The sequence below is a fragment of the Nonomuraea sp. NPDC001699 genome (assembly GCF_053596455.1).
On sequence record NZ_JBSFGF010000024.1, the window covers coordinates 67,951 to 88,922 of the forward strand.

Sequence of the window (20,972 nt, forward strand, 5' to 3'; positions counted from 1 at the left end):
GCCGAGCCCCGCATGGACAGCGCGACACCCAGCCCGACAACGTCTGCCGCGCCACCCCACCTGCCGGGCGACGCCGCAACGACGCAGGACAGACGGGCCGAAGACAGCGCCTGTCACCCAGGTCTTGGGATCGACGTGTCAAGCATGTCCCGGGACAGGACACGGATGAAACATGACACAAGGCGTCGGGTTTCAGAGTGATCATCAATGCACCGGTCGGCGCCGATGTGGGTGTGGACCGGGGGCCTCATGGATAGACAAGGACCTCAATGCGCGAAACGCCCGAGGAGCACAAGGAGCTTGAGACTCTCCTCGAAGCCTCCCGCAAACGGCCGCGTAGTGGCGGAATCAACTTGTTCGACATGGGTGGGAGTCCGTCCGCCCGTGTTCTGCTGTGTTGCGAGAGGGTGGATCAAGGTTGACTGCGTTCGTACGGGACGTCGCCAGTATGGGGCGAGAGGCCATCGAGGTGGTGGGGGCTCGTACCAACAATCTGCGGGACGTGTCGGTGAGCATCCCCAAAGGGTGGCTCACCGCCTTCACCGGGGTGAGCGGCAGCGGCAAGACCTCGCTGGCCATCGACACCCTGCACAACGAGGCCCAGTTGCGGTACCTGGAGGGGCTTTCGCCGTTCGTGCGGCAGTACATCACCCAGCGCAATCGGCCGAAGGTCGACCGCATCCTGGGACTCGGCGCGACGCTCGCAGTCGACCAGCGCCGCCTGAACCGCAACCCCCGGTCCACGGTCGCGACGATCACCGGCATCGACGGGCATCTAGGACTGCTGTACTCGCGCCTTCCGGGGATCGGCGCGGACCCGGCGGCGCAGAGCGTCAACGGGCCTCTGACAACCGCTCATTTCGATCGCAACTCCCCGGAAGGCGGCTGCGCGGACTGTCACGGCGTGGGCGGGCGCTGGCGGGCGCAGGAGGACCTCATCATCACCCATCCGGAGCTTCCCCTCTTCGAGGGGGCCTCGCCCTGGTACGCCAAGTGGCGGTCGGGGGAGCACGCGTTCGTACCGGCGCTCGCCGACAAGCGCGGCGTGGACCTCGGCCTGCCATGGCGGTCGCTGCCGGAGGAGTTCCGCCACTGCGTGCTGTACGGCACAGGTGAGGAGAAGGTCGAGGCGACCGTCGACATGACCAGCAAGAAGGAGACGGTCTCGGTGACCTACACCTCCAGCCAGCCGCTGCGGGGGGCGCTGGCCGAGGTGGAGCGGGTGTTCCTGAACGCCCAGACCGCCAGCGCCAAGCAGCGCTACCTGCCGTACATGCGCAAGCAGCCGTGCGGCACCTGCGGCGGCAGCGGGTACGACCAGGTGGCCCGGTCCGTGCGGCTCGGCGGGCTGACCTTTCCCGACCTGCTCCAGGTGGACGTACGGGAGGTACGCAGCTGGGCCGAGCGGGTGGCCGGCGACCTGGACGCCCGGCAGCGCGAGGTGGGTGAGCCGCTGCTGCAGGACCTGGGCCGCAGACTCGGGATCCTCGACCGCCTAGGCCTGGCCCATCTCCAGCTGTCCCGGAGCGCGGCGACACTGTCCGGGGGCGAGTTGCAGCGAACCCGGCTCGCCGCGCAGCTCAGCACCGAGCTGAGCGGCATCGTCTTCGTCCTGGACGAGCCCGGGACCGGGCTGCATCCGGCGGACAAGGCGCACCTGCTCGACATCGCCCTGGAGCTGCGCAAGGCCGGCAACACGGTGCTCCTGGTCGAGCACGACCCCGAACTGATCGCCCGGGCCGACTGGGTGATCGACATGGGGCCCGGAGCGGGCCGCCTCGGCGGTGAGATCCTGGTGTCGGGGCTTCCCTCCGACGCGGCCGCCCACCCCACGTCACTGACCGGACGCTACCTGGCCGGTGAGGGGCCACGGCTGCGCCGGACCTGCCGTCCGGCCGGGGATGACACCGGCTGGGTGGAGCTGCACGGCCTGCGTGCGCACAACGTGACCGCAGAGGTGGTGCGTTTCCCCGCCGGCCGGCTCACCTGCCTGACCGGGGTGAGCGGCAGCGGCAAGAGCAGCCTGCTCGGCGCGCTCGCGGCGAGCGTGGAGGCGGCTCTGAACGGGACGACGATCGACGCCGTGCGACAGGTGACCGGCCTGGAGGGGTTCGACTGGGTCGCCGTCGTCGATCAGGAACCGCTCGGGCGCACGCCGCGATCCAACCCGGCCACCTACAGCAAGGCGTTCGACGTCGTCCGTAAGCTGTTCGCCGAAACCGACATGGCACGCGCACGTGGGGTCAACGCGTCCTGGTTCAGCTTCAACACCGCGGGCGGTGGCCGCTGCGAACCCTGCACCGGCTATGGCCGCAAGCTGGTCGACATGCACTTCCTGCCGGATGTGTGGGTGGTCTGCGACGCATGCCAGGGGCGGCGCTACACGCCGGAGGCCTTGGAGATCAAGTACCAGGGATTGGCCATCGATCAGGTGCTGGAGCTGACCGTCGCCGAGGCGGTGGAGCAGTTCACCGAACCCCGGCAACTCGCCGAAACCCTGGGAGCCTTGCACCAGGTCGGGCTCGGCTATCTGCAGCTCGGCCAGAGCGCCACGGAGTTGTCCGGCGGCGAGGCGCAGCGGCTGAAGCTGGCGTCCGCCATCCAGCGCGGTGCCGCGGGCCGCAAGGCCGGTCTTGTCGTTCTCGACGAACCCGTCTCGGGCCTGCACCCCTCTGACATCCAGCGTGTGGTGGATGCGTTCGACGTGTTGCTCGACTCGGGCAACACCGTCGTCGTGGCCGAACATGACATCCCCGTCGCCGCGTCCGCGGACTGGGTGATCGACCTGGGGCCGGGAGCCGGTCCGGACGGGGGCGCGGTGGTCGCGGAGGGCACCCCGGACGCCGTCGCGACCGCGAACACCCCGACCGCCGGTTTCTTGCGGCGGTACGCGGCGGGCCTGCCGCTCCTGGAAGGGCCGCGGCTCGGGACCGTGTCACCAGACGCACAGTGGTTGTGAGGGACACCAGGCCGCGATGCCGTGCTGGAACAGGTCGTCGAGGACGATGAGCCCTTCCAGGAGGTTGCGGCCGAGCCGGCCGGGGGCGTTGGAGTTCTGCCACACGGCACCGGCGCGAAAGGCTTCCCCGACGAGTCGATCGGGGTGCGCGTCGGCCCCGGCGCGGATCTTGCGCACCGTCGTCGCCGGCTCCCAGGGGGCGCGACGTCGTCCACGACGGCGCGAGGGATCTCGTGCAGCCGGTTCAGCGAGGTCAGCGTAGAGAGCTTCGAGGCCCGGTTCCGGCAGGGACGGCTGGTGGTGGGGCGCGAACGTGTCAGACGTCCGGGCGGCCGCAGGTGACGTCCTCACCGGGCAGGACACCGTCGACCAGGTAGCTGGTGACCTTGGTGTCGACGCAGGCGTTGCCCGCCGCGAGGTAGACGCCGTGGCGGAAGGCGCCGTTCAATGTGATCAAGCGGGAGCCGGTCAGCGCCCGGTGCATGGCCTGCTGGCCCGGATAGGGCGTCGCGGGGTCGCCGGCCGCGCCGACGATCAGCGCCGGTACGGAGTTGCCGATCCTCGTGGGCGCTTCAAGCGGCTTGACCGGCCAGAACGCGCACGGGGAGATGTTGCGGACGAGCGGTCCGAACAGTGGTTCGGCCGTGCGGTGCCGCTGGATGTCGCGGTAGTAGGTCGCCGGGTCGCGGGGTGCGGCCCGGTCACCGCACAGGATCGCCGTGCCCGCCCGGTCCGAGGCATCTCCGGCGCCGGTGAACAGGCCGTCGAGGAACTCCTTCAGCGAGGCGGGCGGCGGTGTCTCGCCGCCGCGGCTCAGCGCCCGCGCCTCCTCGGCGAGGACGGCAAAGGACTGCGGGCCGTCGCTGTAGAGGCGTGCGAACAGCCAGTACGGCACGACATGGGCATCGACGCGGTATCCGCTGATCTTCACGGGATGCCGGTTGATCTTCTCTACGGTCGCCAGGACGGCGTCACGTGTCCCGCCCAGCCCGTACTCCTTGTCATGTGACGCGGCCCAGGACGCCCAGCGCCGCAGCGCGGCGTCGATCGCGGGGGCGGCGCGTGAGAACATGCGCGGGCCGTACACCCGCGGGTCGACGGCGCTGTCGAGCACCACCCGGTCGGCCCGCGAGCCGAACATCTGCAGGTAGGTCGCGCCCAGGTAGGTGCCGTAGGAGTAGCCGAGGTAGGACAGCTTCTGCTCGCCGAGCGCGGCCCGGATCACGTCCATGTCGCGGGCGGTGTTCCTGGTCGTGGCGTACGGCAGGGTCTGGAGATTGCCCTTGGCGCAGCCCGCCGCCAACTGTTCGGCGAGGCGCACCCCCTCATCGAAGGCACGCCGGTCGGGTCCCGCCGAGCGGAGGAAGGTGTCGGTCTGCCACCGGCAGCTGATCGGCGTGCTGCGGCCGACGAATCGAGGGTCCATGCCCATCAGGTCGTAACGGGCCGCGACCTCGGGCATCTCCTTGCCCAGGAGCGTCATCGGGAGGCCGGAGCCTCCCGGCCCGCCGGGGTTGAGCAGCAGGACGCCGCGGCGCCGGGAGGAATCGGTGGCCTTGATCCGGGAGAGCGCGATGGAGAGGGTCCGCCCCTGCGGTCTGCGGTAGTCCATCGGGACCAGGACGGTGGCGCATCGAGCACCGGCGGCGTCCATCTGTTCGCCCATCTGATCGCCGGGTCCGGTTGCGCAGGCGCGCCAGGTGATCGTCTGATGATGGAAGCGGTCCAGGGGGGTGGCCGCCTGCGCCGGTCCGGCGGCGCCCAATCCGATTCCGGCCGTGAGTGCTACTGCGGCAGCCGTTCCACTCTTGATGAGGAGCATGGGTCATTCCTTGGTGAAGGGGTTGTTTTCTGCGGATCCGGCACGCGTCGAATTCCGACGCTCCGGTCATGATGTGTCCGGTCTCAGGGGTGCCCCCTGTTGATCATTGATCACCGGCTGTATCCAAACTAGGGGCCTGACCAGCCCCTGGACATCGTGCGGAAGGTCGATCCGGGCCCTGCCACCGGCACACCAACCGCCCGCTTCTCTGCAACCGCTGCCCTAACGACGACTCCTCCCAAAGGAGGACAAAGCGGGTCACGCTGGCGGCTACCTTCGTCTCATGAACGTGGTGCGACGATGGGGCCGCTGGTGGCGCGGCTTGCCGGTGATGGTCGCCGACAGCCTGCTGGCCGGTGTGTCGACCGCGCTGGCGGTGACGCAGGCCGCCTCGTCCGCCCATGACCCGGTCGTGCTGGCGTACCTGCTGGCGGTGCTCACCAGCGCGCCGCTGGTGCTGCGCAGGCGCCACCCCGTCCCCGTCCTCGCGGTGATCGCGGCGGGCCTGATCGGCTGCGGCCTGGCCGGCTACCCCAACGGATTCCAGGCCCCGCCGGTGCTGGTCAGCCTCTACACCGTCGCGGCCTACCGCCGGGAGGGCTACCGCGACGGCGTCCTGGCCCTGGTGTTGATGGCGGGCATCCTCGTTCCCGACCTGATCAGGTCCGGACTGACCTTCGCGATCGTCAAAAGCCTGGTCGAGAACGCGCTTCAGCTCGGCGCGGCCTGGGCCATCGGGGAGGGGGTGCGCAGCCGCCGGCTGCGCCACCAGGACCTCATCGAGCACGCCCGCCACCTGGAGATCGAACGCGAGGAGAAAGCCCTGCGAGCGGTCGCCGAAGAACGCGTGCGCATCGCCAGGGAACTGCACGACGTGGTCGCCCACCACCTGTCGGTCGTCTCGATCCAGTCCGGTGCCGGCGGCCGCCTGATCGACACCGAGCCCGACGCCGCACGCGAAGCGTTCACCGCGATCGCCGCCACCACCCGCGAGGCACTGGCCGAACTCCGGAACATGCTGTCGGTACTGCGCCTCACGTCCGACACCGGCGAGGACTCCTACGCCCCGCAGCCGGGGCTGGCCCAGCTGGACACGCTGCTGGAACGCTCCCGCCTGTCCGGCCTGTCGATCCGGCGGGAAACCTCCGGTCAGGTACGCCCGCTGCCGCCCGGCGTGGACCGGTGCCTGTACCGCATCACCCAGGAATCATTGACCAACGTGCTCAAACACGCCCCACACGCCGACGTGACCCTCACCCTGAACTACCAGCCCGCCGCGGTCACGCTGCAGGTCGGCAACAACGGCCCGGCCACCACCGGGCGCAGCGCCGACGGGCACGGCCTGATCGGCATGCGCGAACGAGTCACCCTCTACGGCGGCACCCTCACCGCCGGCCCACGTACGGACGGCGGCTTCACCGTGACCGCGCACCTGCCCGCCTCCCCACTCGCCGAGCCCGCTTTCGCCACGGCCCACCCGCAGCAGAGCGCACCACGACCCGGGGCACCCCGATGACCGGCCCCGACACCGACCGCGGGATCCGCGTCCTGGTCGTCGACGACCAGGCCCTGGTCCGCGCGGGCCTGGTCGCCCTCCTCCGCACCGACGCCGCTCTCGCGGTCGTCGGCGAGGCCGCCGACGGCCACGAAGCCATCGCCCAGGCCGCGGCGACCGCCCCGGATGTCATCCTGATGGACATCCGCATGCCCAACCTGGACGGCGTCGCCGCCACGCGCCACATTCTCGCCCACGCCGCCGGCCCGGCACCGAAGATCCTCATCCTGACCACCTTCGACCTGGACGAACACGTCTTCGCCGCCCTGCGCGCCGGCGCCTCGGGATTTCTGCTCAAGGACACCCCCGCCGACCAGATGCTGGCCGCGATCGCCACGGTCGCCCGCGGCGAGGTGCTGCTGGCGCCCAGCGTCACCCGGCGCCTGGTCCACCATTTCGTCACGGCGCCCGAACCCGACCGGCGCCGGCCAGAGGAACTCGCCCGGCTCACCAGCCAGGAAACCGCCGTGCTCCACCTGGTCGGCCAGGGCCTGACCAACCAGCAGATCGCCACCCGCCTGAACATCGCCGAGGCCACCGTCAAATCCCACCTGGGCCGCCTCATGGCCAAGCTCAAGCTGTCCAGCCGCGCCCAAGCCGTGGTCATCGCCTACGAGACCGGCTTGATCGTCCCTGGAGCCGGAGACCGCACCTGATGCCCCGCAACTCACCGGTTCGAGGCCCCCTCAAGTGAGGCACTTCCCTACGGCTTCCCGCCCCCCAGGCGCCGGAACCCAGCGTGGGGATCACCGACCCGCAGTCACTGCGGGCCGCGGAGCCGTCGCCACCGGCTCCGGCCTGCTCAGCCCCGAGCTTTACCCGCTGTTCGTCCAGGCGCGTGGCTGGCTGCGCGAGGGCCGCCGGACCGGGCGGGGCGCGGTGTGCGCATCCCGCCCGCCGGTGTTCAGCGCGGCTGTGTTCAGCGCGGCCGGGTTCAGCGCAGCAGGTCGAGGTCCACGGCGGCGGCCATGGCCGCGAAGCCCGCGGCGTTGGGGTGGATGTGGTCGCCCCGGTCGTAGGCGGGCAGGTAGCGCAGTGGGTCCGCGGGGTCGGCCAGCGCGCTCGCGAAGTCCACGACCCCGTCGAACGCGCCGCCGGTGGTGATCCAGGTGTTGACGGCCTGGCGTTCGGCCTCCAACGCCTCGTCGTACCCGGCGCTGCCCTTCAGCGGCGGGAGCGTCCCGCCGATGATCCGCGCGCCCGCCGCGTGCACCCGGTCGGCGATCTGGCGGTAGGCGGTGACGAGCCGGCCGGCTGTGGCACGGTTGCGCAGGTCGTTCGTGCCTTCGAGGAGCAGCACGTACCTCAGGCCGTCGCGGGTGAGCACGTCGTGCTCCAGCCGGTTCAGCACGCTCAGGCCGTCCTGTGCGGTGTCGGCCAGCACGCGGTTGCCGCCGATGCCCACGTTCACGACGGCGGGGTCGCGTCCGGGGACGGCGGCGAGCCGGGCCGCCAGATGGTCCGGCCAGCGCTCGAACCCGTCGACGGCCGTGCCGGAGCCGTCGGTGACGGAGTCGCCGAGCGCGACCAGCGTCTCGTGCGTGGGACCGTGGGTGACGGCGACCGCGTTGAGGAAGAGCCAGCTCCTCACCGTGGTGGTGAACGAGCCGCCGTCCTCGTCGGCGGTGTGGTCGCCGGTCGTGAGGTAGTTGGTCTGCACGGCGGAGCGGTGCCAGGTGGCCGGCCCGGTGGCGTCCGGGAGGTAGATGCTGACGGCCAGGTCCTGGCCGCTCCTGACCTTCAGCTCCACCGGGTCGCTGGAGACGTCCTGACCGGCGGGGACCGTCACCGAGGGCGCGCCGCCGAAGGCGAGCCGCCTCAGTGTGCCCTCGGCCAGCGCCGGGCCGGAGCTGCGCAGTGCCACGGTGGCGGCGCCGAAGGTCACCGGCCGGTCGCCATGGAGGTTGGAGAGCCGGACGCGCACCTGGTCGCCGTCGCCGCGCATCCGTACGACCATGCGGATGCTCTGGTTCTCGTACGCGGGCGGCACGACGGCGGCGGCCGAGGAGTGCAGGGAGGTGGCCCAGGCGTCGGCCCAGTGCCCGCCGGCCCGCGCGGGAAGCGCGATCGGCGCGGTCAGCGCGACGCCGAGCAACGCGGTGAGCAGGCGCCGGGGGGTCATGGAGGCGTTCTTCACGGGAGCAGAAGGTCGGTGACCAGCGGCAGGTGGTCCGAGGCGTCGGTGCTCACCAGCCAGGCCGAGCGCACGTCGGAGCCCTTGGGCACGAAGACGTAGTCGAAGCGCCACGTGTTCGCCGCCGACAGGCCGGGGCCCACGCCGACCCGTGCCCACACGTCGTCGTACCGGTCGGTGAAGGTCTTGATGCCGGGGAAGGACGGAACGGCGTTGGTGTCGCCGAGCAGGATGACCGGCTGGGCCGACTGGGCGAGCCGGGCCGTGATGGCGTCGGCCTGCTCCTGCCACTCGGCGTCGCTGGTGTGCTGCATGTGCGAGTTGCCCAGCCGTACCTGCTTGCCCTGGATGTCGACGACGACCTCCAGCAGGCCGCGCGGCTCGCTGCCGGTGTACTGCGGAAGGCGGGTGTTGCTCGATTCGAGGATCGGCCAGCGGGACAGGAACGCGGTGCCGTACTGCCTGCGCGGCCGGCCCGGCTCCAGCGGGTCCAGGTCGTAGTTGGCGCCGTACGCCTGGTGCATGCCGAGCATGCCGGCCAGCTCGCCGGCGGTGTCGAGCCACTCGCTGCGCGCGCGGAAGTGCTTGTCGACCTCTTGGAGGCCGATGACGTCCGGGTCGATGGCCTCGATCATCTCGGCGGTGTGCCGGAGGTCGAAGACGTTGTCGGGACCGGCGCCGTAGTGGATGTTGAAGGTGGCCACGCGGATGACCCCGCGCCGGATCCTGCGCTTCTCCACGGTCGCGGAGGCGGGCATCGCGGCCAGTCCGACGCCGGCCGCCGCCACGGCGCCGGCGCCGAGCAGACCTCTCCTGCTGATGCTCATGATGGGGGGTTCCTTTCCGGGGGTTACTTGAGCGCGCCGGACGTGAGCCCGGCGACGATCCTCTTCTGGAAGACCAGGACGAGGATCACGAGGGGGATCGTGACGACGACCCCCGCGGCCATCTGGGTGCCGAACGGGGTGTCGAAGTCGGAGGCTCCGCCGAACTGGGCCACCCGCACGGTGGCGGTCTGCATGTCCGCCTTGCTGATCATGGTCAGCGCGATCATGAACTCGTTCCAGGTGGCGAAGAAGGCCAGGATGGCCGTGGTGAACACGCCCGGCGCGGCGATCGGCAGGATCACCCGCCGGAACGCGCCCCAGCGGGTGCAGCCGTCGATCGTGGCGGCCTGCTCCAGCTCGTGCGGCATCTGGCGGAAGAACGCGGTGAGCGTCCAGACGGCCAGCGGCAGCGCGAACGACATGCTCGGCACGATCATCGCGTGGTAGGTGTTGATCCAGCCCAGCTCGGTGAAGAGCTTGAGCAGCGGCACGATCAGCAGCGCGCCGGGGAACATCGAGGTGCCCATGATCAGGCCGAGCACGAGGTTCTTGCCGCGGAAGGTGAGCCGCGCCAGCGCGTAGGCGCAGCAGACGCCGAGGACCAGCGTCAGCGCGGTGGTGCCGGCCGACACGATCAGGCTGTTGAGCAGTGCCCGGCCGAAGTCGCTGTGCCCGGAGAACACCGCGGTGTAGTTCTCCAGTGACGGCGGCGACGGCCAGGGCGTGGTGGAGAAGATGTCGCCGGTGCGCCGCAGGCTGGAGACGACCATCCAGTAGAACGGCGCCAGACAGTACACCACGACGAGCCCGGCCCCCAAGGCCCTCTTCATGCCGTCCTCTTCCTTGATCGTGCGTCGGCGAGCAGGTCGGCGCCGAGCAGGCGGACGAAGACGAACACCACCACGGCCACGTACGAGATGAGCACGATCCCGTAGGCGGCGGCCGACCCGTATCGGAGCTGGGTGGCCTCGTCCCAGACCAGGGCCGACAGGGTCTCCACGGACAGCTTGCCCCGGCCGATCATCACGAACGGCAGGTCGAACATGGCCAGCGCGTCGAGGATGCGGAACAGGACCGCCACCACCAGCGCGGGCCTGACCAGCGGCAACGTGATGCGCCAGAACGTCTGCCAGGCCGAGGCGCCGTCCACCTTCGCGGCCTCGTACACCATCGTGGGGATGATCTGCAGCCCGGCGAGCACCAGCAGCCCGACGAACGGCGCGGTCTTCCACGTGTCGGCGATGACGACGGCGAGCTTGGCCTGGACGCCCTCGGTGGTCCACAGGATCTTCTCGCCGATGACGGCGTTGGCCACGCCGTCGGCCTGGAACACCCACCGCCACATCAGGCCGGAGATGGCGGTCGGCACCGCCCAGGGGATGAGGATGCTGGCCCGCACCAGGCCGCGGCCGCGCAGGACGTTGTGCATGACCAGCGCCATCGCGACGCCGAGCACGGTCTCCAGCGAGACGGTGACGACGGTGAAGACCGTGGTGTTGGCCAGGGCGTTGAGGAAGCGCTCGCCGACCAGCTCGGCGTAGTGCGCCAGGCCGACGAACCGTTCGCCCTCGACGACGAAACCGTCGGCGTCCAGGCCCTCGCCCCGGACGTACATCGACTCCCGCGCGGCCGCGACCAGCGGGTACAGGACCACCAGGGCGAGGGCGAGCAGTGTCGGGGAGATCATCAGTGCGGTGAACCACCGCGAGCCGCGCCTCATTGCTTGAGCAGCCCCGACAGTTGCTGCTGCAGCCCGGACAGCGCCTGGTCGACGGCCACCTCGCCGGACAGCGCCGGGTAGACGGCGTTCTGGATCGCCGCGGTCACGTCCCCGTACTTGACGGCGACCGGCCGGGGCTTGGCCGCGACGATGCCGTCCTTCAGGGAGGGCAGGTACGGGTACTGCTTGACGAGCTCCGGGTCGTCGTAGAGTGCCGCGCGGGCGACGGGTGTGCTGTTGACCGTGGCCCAGGTCTTCATCTGCTCGGGCGAGGTGAGGAAGGCCAGGAAGTCCTTGGCGGTCTCCTTGTGCTTGGAGAAGGCGGAGATCGCCAGGTTCGCCCCGCCGAGGGTGCCGCTGCCCAGGCCGTCGAGGCCGGGAATGGGGGCGACCCCGACCTTGCCCGCCACGGGGCTGTCGGCGGCGTTGGCGGTGCCGTACAGCGAGGCCCAGCTGCGGGCGAAGAGCACCTTGCCGCTCTGCAGGGCGTTCTTGACCTCGTCCTCCTTGAAGGTGATGCCCTCCTTGGGGATCAGGCCGCTCTTGAGCCCGTCGACGAGGAAGGCCAGTCCCGCCTTGGCGGCGTCGGTGTCCAGGTGCGGCACGCCGGACTCGTCGGCCACGGTGCCGCCCGCGGACTGCACGGCCTCGGAGAAGGAGACGGTCAGGCCCTCGTACTTGTCGAGCAGGCCCGCGTAGCAGGACATCTCCTTGTGTCCGGGCAGCACTTCGTCGCAGGTCTTCTTCATCTCGGCCCAGGTCGTGGGGGCCTTGTCGACCAGGTCGCCGCGGTAGTAGAGCAGGCCGGTCCCGGTGAGCCAGGGCATCGCGTACAGGGTGCCCCGGTAGGTGGCGGTCTGCAGGGTGGGGGCGAGGAACTCCTCGGCCTTGAACGTGCCGGCGGCGATGGGGTCCACCCAGCGGTTGGCGGCGAACTCGGCCGTCCAGACGGCGTCCAGCATGATGACGTCCATGGCGTCGGACTTGGTCTGCGCGTTGTTGATCAGGCGCTGCCGCTGGCTGTCGGCGTCCTTGGGCTGGATGTCCAGGGTCACCTGCTGGTCGGGGTGGGCCGCGTTCCAGGCGTCGATCACCTTTCTGGTCGCGGCCTCGTGGCTCTGGGTGTCGACGATGGTGATCGGGCCGCGTCCGTCGGCGGGCGATTCCTCCTCGTCGGCGCCGCACGCGGTGGTCGTGGCGAGTGTCAGCGCGCAGGCGAGCAAGAGGGTCTTCTTCATCGTGGTTCCTTCAGGGTGACGACGGTTCCGGTGAGGCGGGCTTCCTCGGCCGCCCACGCGATCTCGTGGCTGTGCAGGCTTTCCCGGGGGTCGGAGAGGATGGGGGAGGGGTCGTTGCGGGTGAGGGCGTCCAGGAACGCCGTGACCAGGCCCTGGTCGCCGCCGCTGTGACCGTCCGCGGGCGGGTTGGTGTCGATGACCTCGACGTCCCCGGTCACGAAGTCGGTGACGGTGAGCCGGGCGCCGTCCCCTTCGAGGGAACCGTGTGTGCCGAAGATGCGGGTCTGGCGCGGGGTCTTGGGGGAGAAGGCGGTCATGGTGAACGAGGCGGTCGCGCCGCCGTCGAAGTCGAGGTTGACCACCTGGTGGTCGACCACGTCGTTGTCGCAGGCGTAGACGCACCTGCCGTAGGGGCCCTCGCGCAGTGCGCGCAGCACGCCCGCCTCGGTGGTGTCCTCGCTCAGCACGGTCAGCGGCCAGCGGTCCTGGCCGCCCACGAAGGGCAGGTAGATGCGCTGCGCGTCGTAGGGGCAGGTGTCCGCGACGGCGCAGTCCAGGCAGCGCTCCGCCGCGCCCGCCGGCTGGTTGTCGGCCGTGAAGTGCTTCAACCCGCCGAACGACGACACCCGTGTCACCCGGCGGCCCATCACGTACGTCAGCCAGTCAAGATCGTGGCACGATTTGGCCAGCAGCATGAACGTGGCCTGATCGGTGCGGCGCCAGTTGCCGCGCACATAGGAGTGGGCGTGATGCCACCAGCCGACGGGCTCCAGGTGCTCGATGTTGACGATCTCGCCGAGCCGTCCGCTGTCGAGCACGTCCTTCACCCCGCGGGTGTAGGACGTGTAGCGCATCACGTGACAGACGGCGAACAACACGCCCGCCCGTTCGGCGGCCGCGACGATCCTGCGGCAGTCCTCCAGCCGGATCGCCATCGGCTTCTCCAGCAGGATGTGGTAGCCGAGCTCGGCGAAGCGCACCGCCGGTTCCACGTGGCCGGCGTCCAGCGTCGCGATCACCACCGCGTCCGCGAGCCGCGGCTGCTCGGCGAGCTCCCGCCAGTCGCCGAAGCCCACGGCGTCCGGGTGCTCGGCGAGCAGTCCCTCCCGGCGTCCCGGATCGGGCTCGGCCACGGCGGTGAGCCTGGCACGGCCGTCCGCCGTCGCATATCGCGTGTATCTCGTCCCTCGGTCGCCCGCACCGACCAAGGCCAGCCCAACCTGTCGCATATCCCCAACTCCAATTATGAGAAGACGCGACGTAAAGCTAGAGTTCGCTTAGTCCTACCGTCAAGGGGCCTTATGAGAAGTCTCGGTGTTACCAACGACACCGCCCTGCTGCGCCGCCTCAACACGCGCGCCACCCTGCACGCCCTGCGCCAGGGCGGGCCGCAGACACTGACCCAGCTCGCACGCGCCGCCGGCCTGTCGCGGCAGACGGCTGAGGTGGCGCTGTCCGACCTGACCGAGCGGGGGCTCGCGGAGGAGGCCGCGCCGACCGAAGGCAGGGCCGGGCGGCCCGCCCGCCGCTTCAGGTTCAGGTCCGAGGCCGGTCACGTCGTCGGCCTGGACGTGGGGCCGCGGCGGATTCTCGCCATGCTGGCCGACCTCGACGGCGACGTGATCGAGGAGCGGCGGCTCGACGTGGACGAGCACCTGCCCGCCGCCGAACGCCTCGCGCTGGCCGAGCGGGCCGCCACCGCGTGCGTGGAGGCGGCTGAGCTGGCCCGCGGAGGCGTGTGGGCGGCCACGGCGGGCACCTCGGGCGTCGTGGACCGGTCCGGCCGGGTGTCGGTCTCGCACCTCATCCCCGGCTGGACCGGGCTCGACCTCGGCGGCCTGGTGGGGCGATGGTTCGGCTGCCCGGGGTTCGCGGCCAACGACGCCAACCTGGCGGCCGTCGCCGAGCACTGGCGGGGGAGCGCGCGGCACGTCGAGGACCTCGTCTACGTGTTGTCCGGGTACCGGGCCGGGCACGGCCTGCTGCTCGACGGGCGGTTGCGTACCGGCCGCACCGGGAGCGCCGGCGAGCTGGGCAGGCTGCCGCTGACCGGCTGGGAGGACTCCTCCGTCGTGCTCGCCGAGGCGGGACGGGACGCCGAGGAGGTCTTCCGGGCGGCGCGGGCGGGCGACGAGCGGGCGCTCGCGGTGGTGGACCGGCTCGCGCACGGGCTCGCGCGCGGCGCGTCCGCGCTCGTCCTCGTGGTGGACCCCGAGCTGGTCGTCGTGGGCGGTGGGTTCTCGCGCGCGGGCGAGTTGCTGCTCGGGCGCATGCGGGCGCATCTGGCCCAGATGTGCCTGAACCCTCCCGAGGTCACGCTGTCCACGTTCGGCGAGGAGAGCATCGCGCTCGGCGCGGTCCGCATGGCACTCGACCACGTCGAGCGGGAACGGCTCGGGCTGTGACCGGACGAGGCGGCCCGCCGTGCCCTTGTGCTCGCGGCCGTCTTCGCCCTGGTCACAGGCATCAACGACGGGCCCCTTGGCGCGGCCCTCATTTGTCTGGGAAGCGTCCGGACACGGTGGGCGGGGAGATGCCGGTGCGGCCGGCGAAGCCACTGCGCGATCCGGCGGTGGTGCCGGCCACCGCGCCGCCGGCCGAGCAGCATGTCACAGCAGCACTGTGACGCGAGTGGCGTAGCGTCATCGACGTGGACGTCGTCACTGTGCTTGACCCGCCGAACACGCTCACCACGGGTGGGCGGAACCTCCGCTGCAGGCAGTAGGACGAGAGGTGACCTTGAGCGGTGCAGTCGACAGCACGATGTTCGCAGCCCTGCATGGCGAACTGACGCCTTACCCATGGCGAGAGCCGACTCCGGCTCCCGACGCCTACAGTCTTTTCGTTGCTCGATCGTCGGCGATGGGGTGGCTCATCGAGCCGACCGGAGAGCACTGCGGCCTGTGGGGGATGAACGACGCCGGGTTCGACTCTTCGGCCGGTCCCCGGCACTCCCGTGCTGCCTGGTTCCAGGTGTCGCTGCCGACGCCGACCGCGATCGATCGGCCGCTGCCTGTCCAGCCGTTCCTGGCCTGCGCAGAAAGCGTCGCCGCTCGCGTGGGCGTGCTGCAGCTGAAGGCCGTTCAGGTCTTGCTGCCGGTGCAGAGCCTGCCCTCGGCTGAAGGCGAGTCCCGGCGCGCCGGCGCCGTAGTGCGACTGCTGCAGGAGATCGGCTGGTTCGGCGACCTCCCTCCGCAGGAGAGAACAGGCGTACGAGTGACGTTGGACGGCGGACAGAACCCGACGATCCGGTCAGTGGCGCCAGACCTGCTCGGATGGTTGCGAGAGCTGAAACACGATGTGTTCGGCGACTTCTTCCTCACCGACAAGCCCGTCATGCTGCGCCCCGCCATCACCGACGAGTTGTGGCGAGGGCCGGCCCGGCACAGCGTCACCATCGACGGCACCTTGGCCGAGTGGTCGCTGGACGGACTCGGTTGGCTGGCCGCGCTTCTCGCCGAAGCGGGCCGCCATCATCGGCTCGACTCCCCGCTCATGCTGTCAGCGGCTCCCATCCTCGATTCGGTATCCGCCCCGTAACGTCGAGCGTCTCGTACCGCACGACCGCGTCGAACGCCGGCAGCGCGACCGCCATGTCAGAGGCATGGGTGGCCGGGGCAGCTCGGGGCCCAGCCGAGGATGGCCGGCCAGCACCGCCTGGCTCAGTGCCGGGTAGCGCCGCCGTACCTCGGGGTGGGACGAGATTGGTGCCGCCACCCAGTACCGGGCGCCGCCGTCGGCCGCGATCAGCGCGTCACGGACGTCCGCCGCGTCCAGCGCCGGCGTGGGGCCGTCCGGGGACACGTCGGCGGTGACCGCGCCGGGCCGGCCCGCCGCGTGCTCGGCCAGCATCCCGACCGCCGAGCAGAGAGCTGCCCGGACGTGCGGTATCCGCATGGGAAACCGTCGAGCGCGATGAACGCCCGCTGCAGCGGCGGCAGCTCGCCCTCACCGGCCGGCCCTTCGACGATCGTGACCGCGGCGCCCTCGGCGGTCACCGCCGGCGTCAGGCAGGCCACCACCCGCCGGCCGTCGAGCAGCACGGTCTTCATGGAGGCGACGGCGACGGTCTCGTACTGATCTGCCCTGACGGCTACGTCGCCCTCGCAGGTGGCACCTGGGAGGACCATTCCGTGTCCGAACACCTCAACCGCGTGGTCGGCGATCGGGCGCATGACCACGAGAGCGCCTGCGGCTCCAATCCCTCGACGGTGCCTCCGAAGCCGCGGCTGCGGGTGACCGAAAACGCAGCCCCTTCCTTATCCGAGTGGCCCTGACATGGGCCTTTGACCTCAACTTAGGTTGAGCTGATGGGATGTTCGCCGTCGTCCGCAGAATCAGAGGGAGCGAACACCATGGACACCACGGCCACCGGCTCATCCCGACATCCGACCGCGACGAACCGGCCGCCGCGGTTGACGCTTCCGGTGGTGTTGGTCGGCGTCGTCATCGTGGCGATGTCCATTTCGGGGACCGCGGTCGCGCTGCCGAGCATCGGCCGCGACCTCGGCGCCTCGGGAGCCTCGCTGAACTGGGTCGTCGCCGGATACAACCTGGCCTTCGCGGCGATGACCCTCATCGCGGGGGCGGCCGCCGACCGGGTCGGCCGCCGCCGGGTGTTCATCGTCGCGGCGCTGGTGTTCGCGGCCGGATTCCTGGTGACGGCGCTGAGTCCGTCGATCGTCGTCATCGACGTCGCCCGCATCGTCTCCGGCGCCGGCGGAGCAGGGATCATGGCTGCCGGTGGAGCCATACTCGCCTCCAGCTACGACGGCGCGGCCCGCAACTGGGCCTTCGCGCTGATGGGGACCATGGCCGGCATCGGCATCGCCATCGGCCCCACCCTGTCGGGGCTACTGATAGACGCCACGGGCTGGCGGGGCGGCTTCGCCGTCTACACCGTCGTCAGCCTGCTGGTGAGCCTGGGGGCCACCCGTGCCCGCGAGTCCCGGGCGGACGTCAGCGGCCCGGTCGACTGGGCAGGCAGCGCCCTGTTCGTCGCCGCGCTGTCGCTGCTGATGTTCGCGCTGCTGGAGGCACCCGCCCTCGGCTGGCTGCACCCGGTCATCCTGATCGCCGAGATCGCCGGCCTGGCAGGGCTGGCCCTGTTCGGCGTCCTGCAGCGACGCAGCCCCGCTCCGGTGCTGGCCCCTGCCCTGGTCGCCAACCGGGGCTTCCTGGGCTGGAGCCTCGCGACCCTGACCACCTCGATCGGCTTCCTCGGCGTTCTGGTCTTCCTGCCGACCTACCTGCAGTCGGCGGCGGAGCTGTCCCCCTCGGCCGCTGGGGCGGCGATGCTGCTGCTGACCGCGCCCGTACTGGTCGTGCCCATGGTGGCGGTGACTCTGGTGAACAAGGGGATGTCGCCTCGCCTGCTGATCATGATCGCTCTGACACTGGTCGTGGCCGGGAACCTGTGGCTGACGGCGCTGAACGCCGACCATGCGGTCACGGTCGTCGCGGCCCCGATGGTGATGATCGGCATCGGCATGGGCGCCTCCTTCGGCATCACCGACGGCCAGGCGATGTCCCTGGTCCCGGCCGAGGCTGTCGGCATGGCGGCCGGATTCCTCAACACCCTGCGTGGAGCGGCAGAGGCACTCGTGATCGCCGCGTTCGGCGCCTCCCTGGCCGGCCTCCTCTCCGTGAAGCTGGGCGACACCTCACGTGCCGCCGCGGTCGGCGCAGGACGCCTCACCCCTGGGGCCGAGGCCGAGGAACTCGACGCGTTCACCTGGTCCTGGCAACTGACCCAGCTCGGGATCGGGCTGCTCTGCCTCGTACTGTCGGTCATCGTGATCGTCCTGATCCGTGGCCGCGCCGCGACGCCCGGAGAAACCACCTGACCACCCCGCCGTCTCGATCGCGACGAAGGAGAGTGACCATGCGCGCCAGCCCGGAGGACCACCTGACGATCGGCGAGGTCATCCGCCGGACCGGCGTGCCGGCCTCCGCGCTGCACTTCTACGAACGCAAGGGTTTGATCATCAGCGAACGCGGTGCCGGCGGCCAGCGGGTCTTCTCCCGGCACATGCTGCGCCGGATCTCCCTGATCATCGTGGCCAAACGCCTGCACATCCCGCTGTCGGACGTCGCCGAGGTCTTCACCACCCTGCCTGCCGACCGTGCCCCCACCCACAAGGACTGGCAGCGCGTCTCCCGCATCTGGAAGAAGCAACTCGAGGAACGCCGCCGCGCCATCGAGAACCTCGAACAGGAACTCATCGGCTGCATCGGCTGCGGTTGCCTGTCGATGAAGGCATGCCTGCTCCTCAACCCCGACGACGCCCTCGAAGGGCAGGGTCCCGGCCCGGTACGACTCCAACAGCCCGAATACGTGCGGGGAGCGCTGCCACGACCTGGCACACCCTGAAGGGTGTCAAAAGCCAGGACCGAGGCGTTGACCTGCGCATTCGTGACGGTACCTCGTTGGTTGGCCAGCGCGCTGGTACTAGGGCGTGTCCCGTGGATCATCTGTCCTGTGCTGACATAATTTGTCCGGTGCGTTTGTGGACGGTCCAGCATCGAATGGTTCTCGAGTCACTGCAGGACAGCGGTGAACTAGTGGGGGACTGGACCAGGGTGCTGAGCCACTCATGCCGTCCTGCTTACGAGGAGATGGTGGCGGAGATGGCGCGGCGCGGTATCGACTGCGCGGGCCGACCGCCGCTGTGGGCATGGCCTGGGCCGGACACCCGCGATGATCGGGTGGCGTTGACAGCGGAACTCCTCCTCAATCCTGATGGCCCAGAGGAGTATGACCGCTATGTCGTCCTTGACCTGGAGGTGCCCGATGAGTTCGTGGTACTCAGTTCATATGGGCGGTGGAACAACTTCCTGGAAGAGATCTTCTTCAGAGGCGACAGTTCACCGCGCATGGACTGGTCGATCGACCAGGACGAGCTCGATGAACAAGCCGATGGGCGCGTCCAGGCATGCCTTCCGCGTGTGGCAGGCCCATGGGTCCTGAGCGTTCGCCCACTGGAGCCGTCGTCGTTGGATGAGCCCGAAGAAACGCCGTGCACGGTTGAAGCTGGTGAATAGATGATGCTCCGTCGTCATGCGACTGGGTCGCGGAGCCAGATCCTGATCGAGGCGATGTCGAACGCCCAGGGCATAGTGGACGGGGACATCTCCGTGCCTCCACCACCGTCCGGGCGCACCAGCACGCCGCCGCCCGTCCCCGCGCCGCCCGGCCGGCAAAAGGGGGACGCGGCGGGGACAAACCGGGGTGATCCGGTGCTGGCCGCGCTGGCCGCCCGGCTGGCGGAGGTGGCCGGACCGGGGAATGCCCAGGCCGGTCCCGTGGCGGGTTCACCACCAAGATCCACCTGGCGGCGGACGGCAGGTGCCGGGCGCTGTCGCTGGTCCTGAAACCGGGCCAGTACGGCGACAGCCCCCGGCTGGAGCGGGTATTGCGGGCCGTTCGGGTTCCTCGGCCGGGGCGGGGACGCCCACGCACCCGACCTGACAGCGTGGCCGCGGACAAGGCGTACTCCCGCGCCAGCCGCCTGTACCTGCGCCGCCGCAAGATCCGCCACACCATCCCCGAACCCCACGACCAGCGTGCCAACCGCCGCAGGCGCGGCTCCACCGGGGGGCGGCTCACCCGCTTCGATGCCGACCGCTACAAGGCACGCAACGTCGTCGAACGGGCGATCAACCGGCTGAAGAACTTCCGGGACGTGGCCACGCGCTACGGCAAGCGCGCCTGCACCGCCACCCTGGCCACCGTGCTCATCTGGCTCCGAACTTGATCTGAGAACCAGTCCCTAGGACGCCCTCTCGGCCGCGATCAGGGCGGCGCGCAGCCGTTCGTACGTCGGAGCCAATCGGCGCAGCCCGGCCGCCAGCGCCGCGTCGTCGCCCGCCACGAGCGGACCCTGCAACCCACCGACGATGCGGGCCTGCTCGGCGGCGACGGCCGCGCCCGCGTCGAGGCGGAGGGACGACAGGCAGGCCGCCAGGTCGTTGAGGCGGCGGGCGCCCACCCGCACGGCGAACGCCTGCCACAGCGTCCTGATCTCGGGATCCAGCCCTTCCTCCACCAGCTCGGCCGTGCGCTCGGCAGCCTCGGCCAGCCCCAGCGTGCCGGGCGGGACCTCCACATCCGTACGGCCCGCCAGCCAGGCCAGTCCGGCGGGCAGCGAGCGCCGCAGCGCCTCCTCCGTGCCGACCTGCTCGCGACGGGTGAAGCCGTGCCGCATCCGGAACGGCCGCTCCAGATAGGGGATCAGCGCTCCGCGCCACGCCTCGGCGAAGGCGTCCACCGGCAGAGTGGCGTACGGGTAACCCTGCGGGTCGTGCACGAGCACGGTGTCGCCGGCCACTTCCAGCACCACCAGGTAGTGGTCGGCGCCGACCGCTTCGCCCGACCCGGGCTGGTAGGCCAGCAGGCCGAGCTCAAGCGGGCCGGCCAGCACCGGGCCGCCCTCGCAGGCCCGGCGTAGCCGGTCGAGCGCCGCCGCCGCCGTCCCGCCGTCCGCGCGCTCGCACTCCCAGCCGAGCAGGCCGAGCGCGGCGTCGACCCCGATCTCGGGGTCCCAGCCGAACGCGTCGAACAGCGGTATCCGGCCGCCGATGAGCTGCATCCCGTACGGGGAGCCCGTCAGGACCTCGATCACGGCCGGAGTCGGCGCCTCGCCGCCCAGGACCATCGCGAGGGAGTTGGCGTAGCAGTACGGCCCGGAGCCGACATAGGTGACTGACATGCTCCG

Annotated in this window: 19 protein-coding genes and 1 pseudogene; 9 read left to right on the forward strand and 11 right to left on the reverse strand. The window is 70.6% G+C overall.

What is annotated here, in order from left to right:
• Positions 1 to 448 precede the first annotated feature (448 nt).
• Positions 449 to 2,959, forward strand: a complete 2,511-nt coding sequence (locus tag ACWCSU_RS42865; protein WP_449942295.1) for an excinuclease ABC subunit UvrA — start codon at positions 449 to 451, stop codon at positions 2,957 to 2,959.
• On the opposite strand, the gene ACWCSU_RS42870 is transcribed toward ACWCSU_RS42865, so the two are convergent.
• Together ACWCSU_RS42870 and ACWCSU_RS42875 are read right to left on the reverse strand one after the other, a co-directional pair.
• Positions 2,936 to 3,136, reverse strand: a complete 201-nt coding sequence (locus tag ACWCSU_RS42870) for a hypothetical protein (RefSeq protein WP_449942296.1) — start codon at positions 3,134 to 3,136, stop codon at positions 2,936 to 2,938. The two genes, ACWCSU_RS42865 and ACWCSU_RS42870, sit on opposite strands and share 24 nt — an antisense overlap.
• Before the next feature lie 139 nt (positions 3,137 to 3,275).
• Entirely contained in the window at positions 3,276 to 4,625 is a 1,350-nt protein-coding gene (locus ACWCSU_RS42875; RefSeq protein WP_449942297.1) for an alpha/beta fold hydrolase, read from the reverse strand.
• 439 nt (positions 4,626 to 5,064) lie between these two features.
• On the opposite strand from ACWCSU_RS42875, the gene ACWCSU_RS42880 reads away from it, so the two are divergent.
• Entirely contained in the window at positions 5,065 to 6,297 is a 1,233-nt protein-coding gene (locus tag ACWCSU_RS42880; protein WP_449942298.1) for a sensor histidine kinase, read from the forward strand.
• Positions 6,294 to 6,992: a response regulator gene (locus ACWCSU_RS42885; protein ID WP_449942299.1), complete on the forward strand. Its 699-nt coding sequence runs from the start codon at positions 6,294 to 6,296 to the stop codon at positions 6,990 to 6,992. Before ACWCSU_RS42880 ends, ACWCSU_RS42885 begins: the two co-directional genes overlap by 4 nt.
• Before the next feature lie 278 nt (positions 6,993 to 7,270).
• Here ACWCSU_RS42885 and ACWCSU_RS42890 read toward each other — a convergent pair whose 3' ends face one another.
• Genes ACWCSU_RS42890 through ACWCSU_RS42915 form a run of 6 tightly spaced genes read right to left on the reverse strand, consistent with a single transcriptional unit; the run spans position 7,271 to position 13,484 of the window.
• A complete protein-coding gene (locus tag ACWCSU_RS42890; protein WP_449942300.1) occupies positions 7,271 to 8,458 on the reverse strand; it encodes a GDSL-type esterase/lipase family protein in 1,188 nt (395 codons plus the stop codon).
• Positions 8,459 to 8,469: 11 nt separating this feature from the next.
• Positions 8,470 to 9,297: an endonuclease/exonuclease/phosphatase family protein gene (locus tag ACWCSU_RS42895; RefSeq protein ID WP_449942301.1), complete on the reverse strand. Its 828-nt coding sequence runs from the start codon at positions 9,295 to 9,297 to the stop codon at positions 8,470 to 8,472.
• A gap of 23 nt (positions 9,298 to 9,320) precedes the next feature.
• Positions 9,321 to 10,127 carry a carbohydrate ABC transporter permease gene (locus ACWCSU_RS42900; RefSeq protein WP_357708137.1) on the reverse strand — a complete coding sequence of 269 codons (807 nt, stop codon included), beginning with the start codon at positions 10,125 to 10,127 and terminating at the stop codon, positions 9,321 to 9,323.
• A complete protein-coding gene (locus ACWCSU_RS42905; protein WP_357708138.1) occupies positions 10,124 to 10,984 on the reverse strand; it encodes a carbohydrate ABC transporter permease in 861 nt (286 codons plus the stop codon). Before ACWCSU_RS42905 ends, ACWCSU_RS42900 begins: the two co-directional genes overlap by 4 nt.
• Positions 10,985 to 11,013: 29 nt before the next feature.
• The gene (locus ACWCSU_RS42910; protein WP_449942302.1) at positions 11,014 to 12,255 is read right to left on the reverse strand and encodes an ABC transporter substrate-binding protein; all 1,242 of its coding nucleotides are present in this window, start codon (positions 12,253 to 12,255) and stop codon (positions 11,014 to 11,016) included.
• On the reverse strand, positions 12,252 to 13,484 hold the full coding sequence (locus ACWCSU_RS42915; RefSeq protein ID WP_449942303.1) for a Gfo/Idh/MocA family protein: 1,233 nt from the start codon (positions 13,482 to 13,484) through the stop codon (positions 12,252 to 12,254). The genes ACWCSU_RS42910 and ACWCSU_RS42915 overlap by 4 nt, the downstream gene beginning before the upstream one ends.
• Positions 13,485 to 13,556: 72 nt before the next feature.
• Here ACWCSU_RS42915 and ACWCSU_RS42920 point away from each other — a divergent pair, with 72 nt between their 5' ends.
• A complete protein-coding gene (locus tag ACWCSU_RS42920; RefSeq protein ID WP_449942304.1) occupies positions 13,557 to 14,660 on the forward strand; it encodes an ROK family protein in 1,104 nt (367 codons plus the stop codon).
• A gap of 328 nt (positions 14,661 to 14,988) precedes the next feature.
• Entirely contained in the window at positions 14,989 to 15,795 is an 807-nt protein-coding gene (locus ACWCSU_RS42925) for a hypothetical protein (RefSeq protein ID WP_449942305.1), read from the forward strand.
• 206 nt (positions 15,796 to 16,001) lie between these two features.
• Here ACWCSU_RS42925 and ACWCSU_RS42930 read toward each other — a convergent pair whose 3' ends face one another.
• Together ACWCSU_RS42930 and ACWCSU_RS42935 are read right to left on the reverse strand one after the other, a co-directional pair.
• Positions 16,002 to 16,385 carry a hypothetical protein gene (locus ACWCSU_RS42930; RefSeq protein ID WP_449942306.1) on the reverse strand — a complete coding sequence of 128 codons (384 nt, stop codon included), beginning with the start codon at positions 16,383 to 16,385 and terminating at the stop codon, positions 16,002 to 16,004.
• A gap of 167 nt (positions 16,386 to 16,552) precedes the next feature.
• Positions 16,553 to 16,720: a hypothetical protein gene (locus ACWCSU_RS42935; RefSeq protein ID WP_449942307.1), complete on the reverse strand. Its 168-nt coding sequence runs from the start codon at positions 16,718 to 16,720 to the stop codon at positions 16,553 to 16,555.
• On the opposite strand from ACWCSU_RS42935, the gene ACWCSU_RS42940 reads away from it, so the two are divergent.
• The 4 genes and pseudogenes from ACWCSU_RS42940 to ACWCSU_RS42955 form a co-directional block, all read left to right on the forward strand.
• Positions 16,713 to 18,101, forward strand: coding sequence for an MFS transporter (locus ACWCSU_RS42940; RefSeq protein ID WP_449942308.1), 1,389 nt, complete (start codon positions 16,713 to 16,715; stop codon positions 18,099 to 18,101). The genes ACWCSU_RS42935 and ACWCSU_RS42940 overlap by 8 nt on opposite strands.
• Before the next feature lie 38 nt (positions 18,102 to 18,139).
• Positions 18,140 to 18,628 (forward strand): redox-sensitive transcriptional activator SoxR, encoded by a 489-nt coding sequence (gene soxR / locus ACWCSU_RS42945; protein ID WP_357708147.1) that lies wholly within the window; start codon positions 18,140 to 18,142, stop codon positions 18,626 to 18,628.
• A gap of 128 nt (positions 18,629 to 18,756) precedes the next feature.
• Complete coding sequence (locus tag ACWCSU_RS42950; RefSeq protein ID WP_449942309.1) at positions 18,757 to 19,299, forward strand: DUF3841 domain-containing protein; 543 nt, start codon at positions 18,757 to 18,759, stop codon at positions 19,297 to 19,299.
• Positions 19,300 to 19,517: 218 nt separating this feature from the next.
• A pseudogene (locus tag ACWCSU_RS42955) lies at positions 19,518 to 20,012 on the forward strand (IS5 family transposase); the annotation flags it as partial.
• Positions 20,013 to 20,027: 15 nt separating this feature from the next.
• Here ACWCSU_RS42955 and ACWCSU_RS42960 read toward each other — a convergent pair.
• Positions 20,028 to 20,966: a hypothetical protein gene (locus ACWCSU_RS42960; RefSeq protein ID WP_449942310.1), complete on the reverse strand. Its 939-nt coding sequence runs from the start codon at positions 20,964 to 20,966 to the stop codon at positions 20,028 to 20,030.
• Positions 20,967 to 20,972 lie beyond the last annotated feature (6 nt).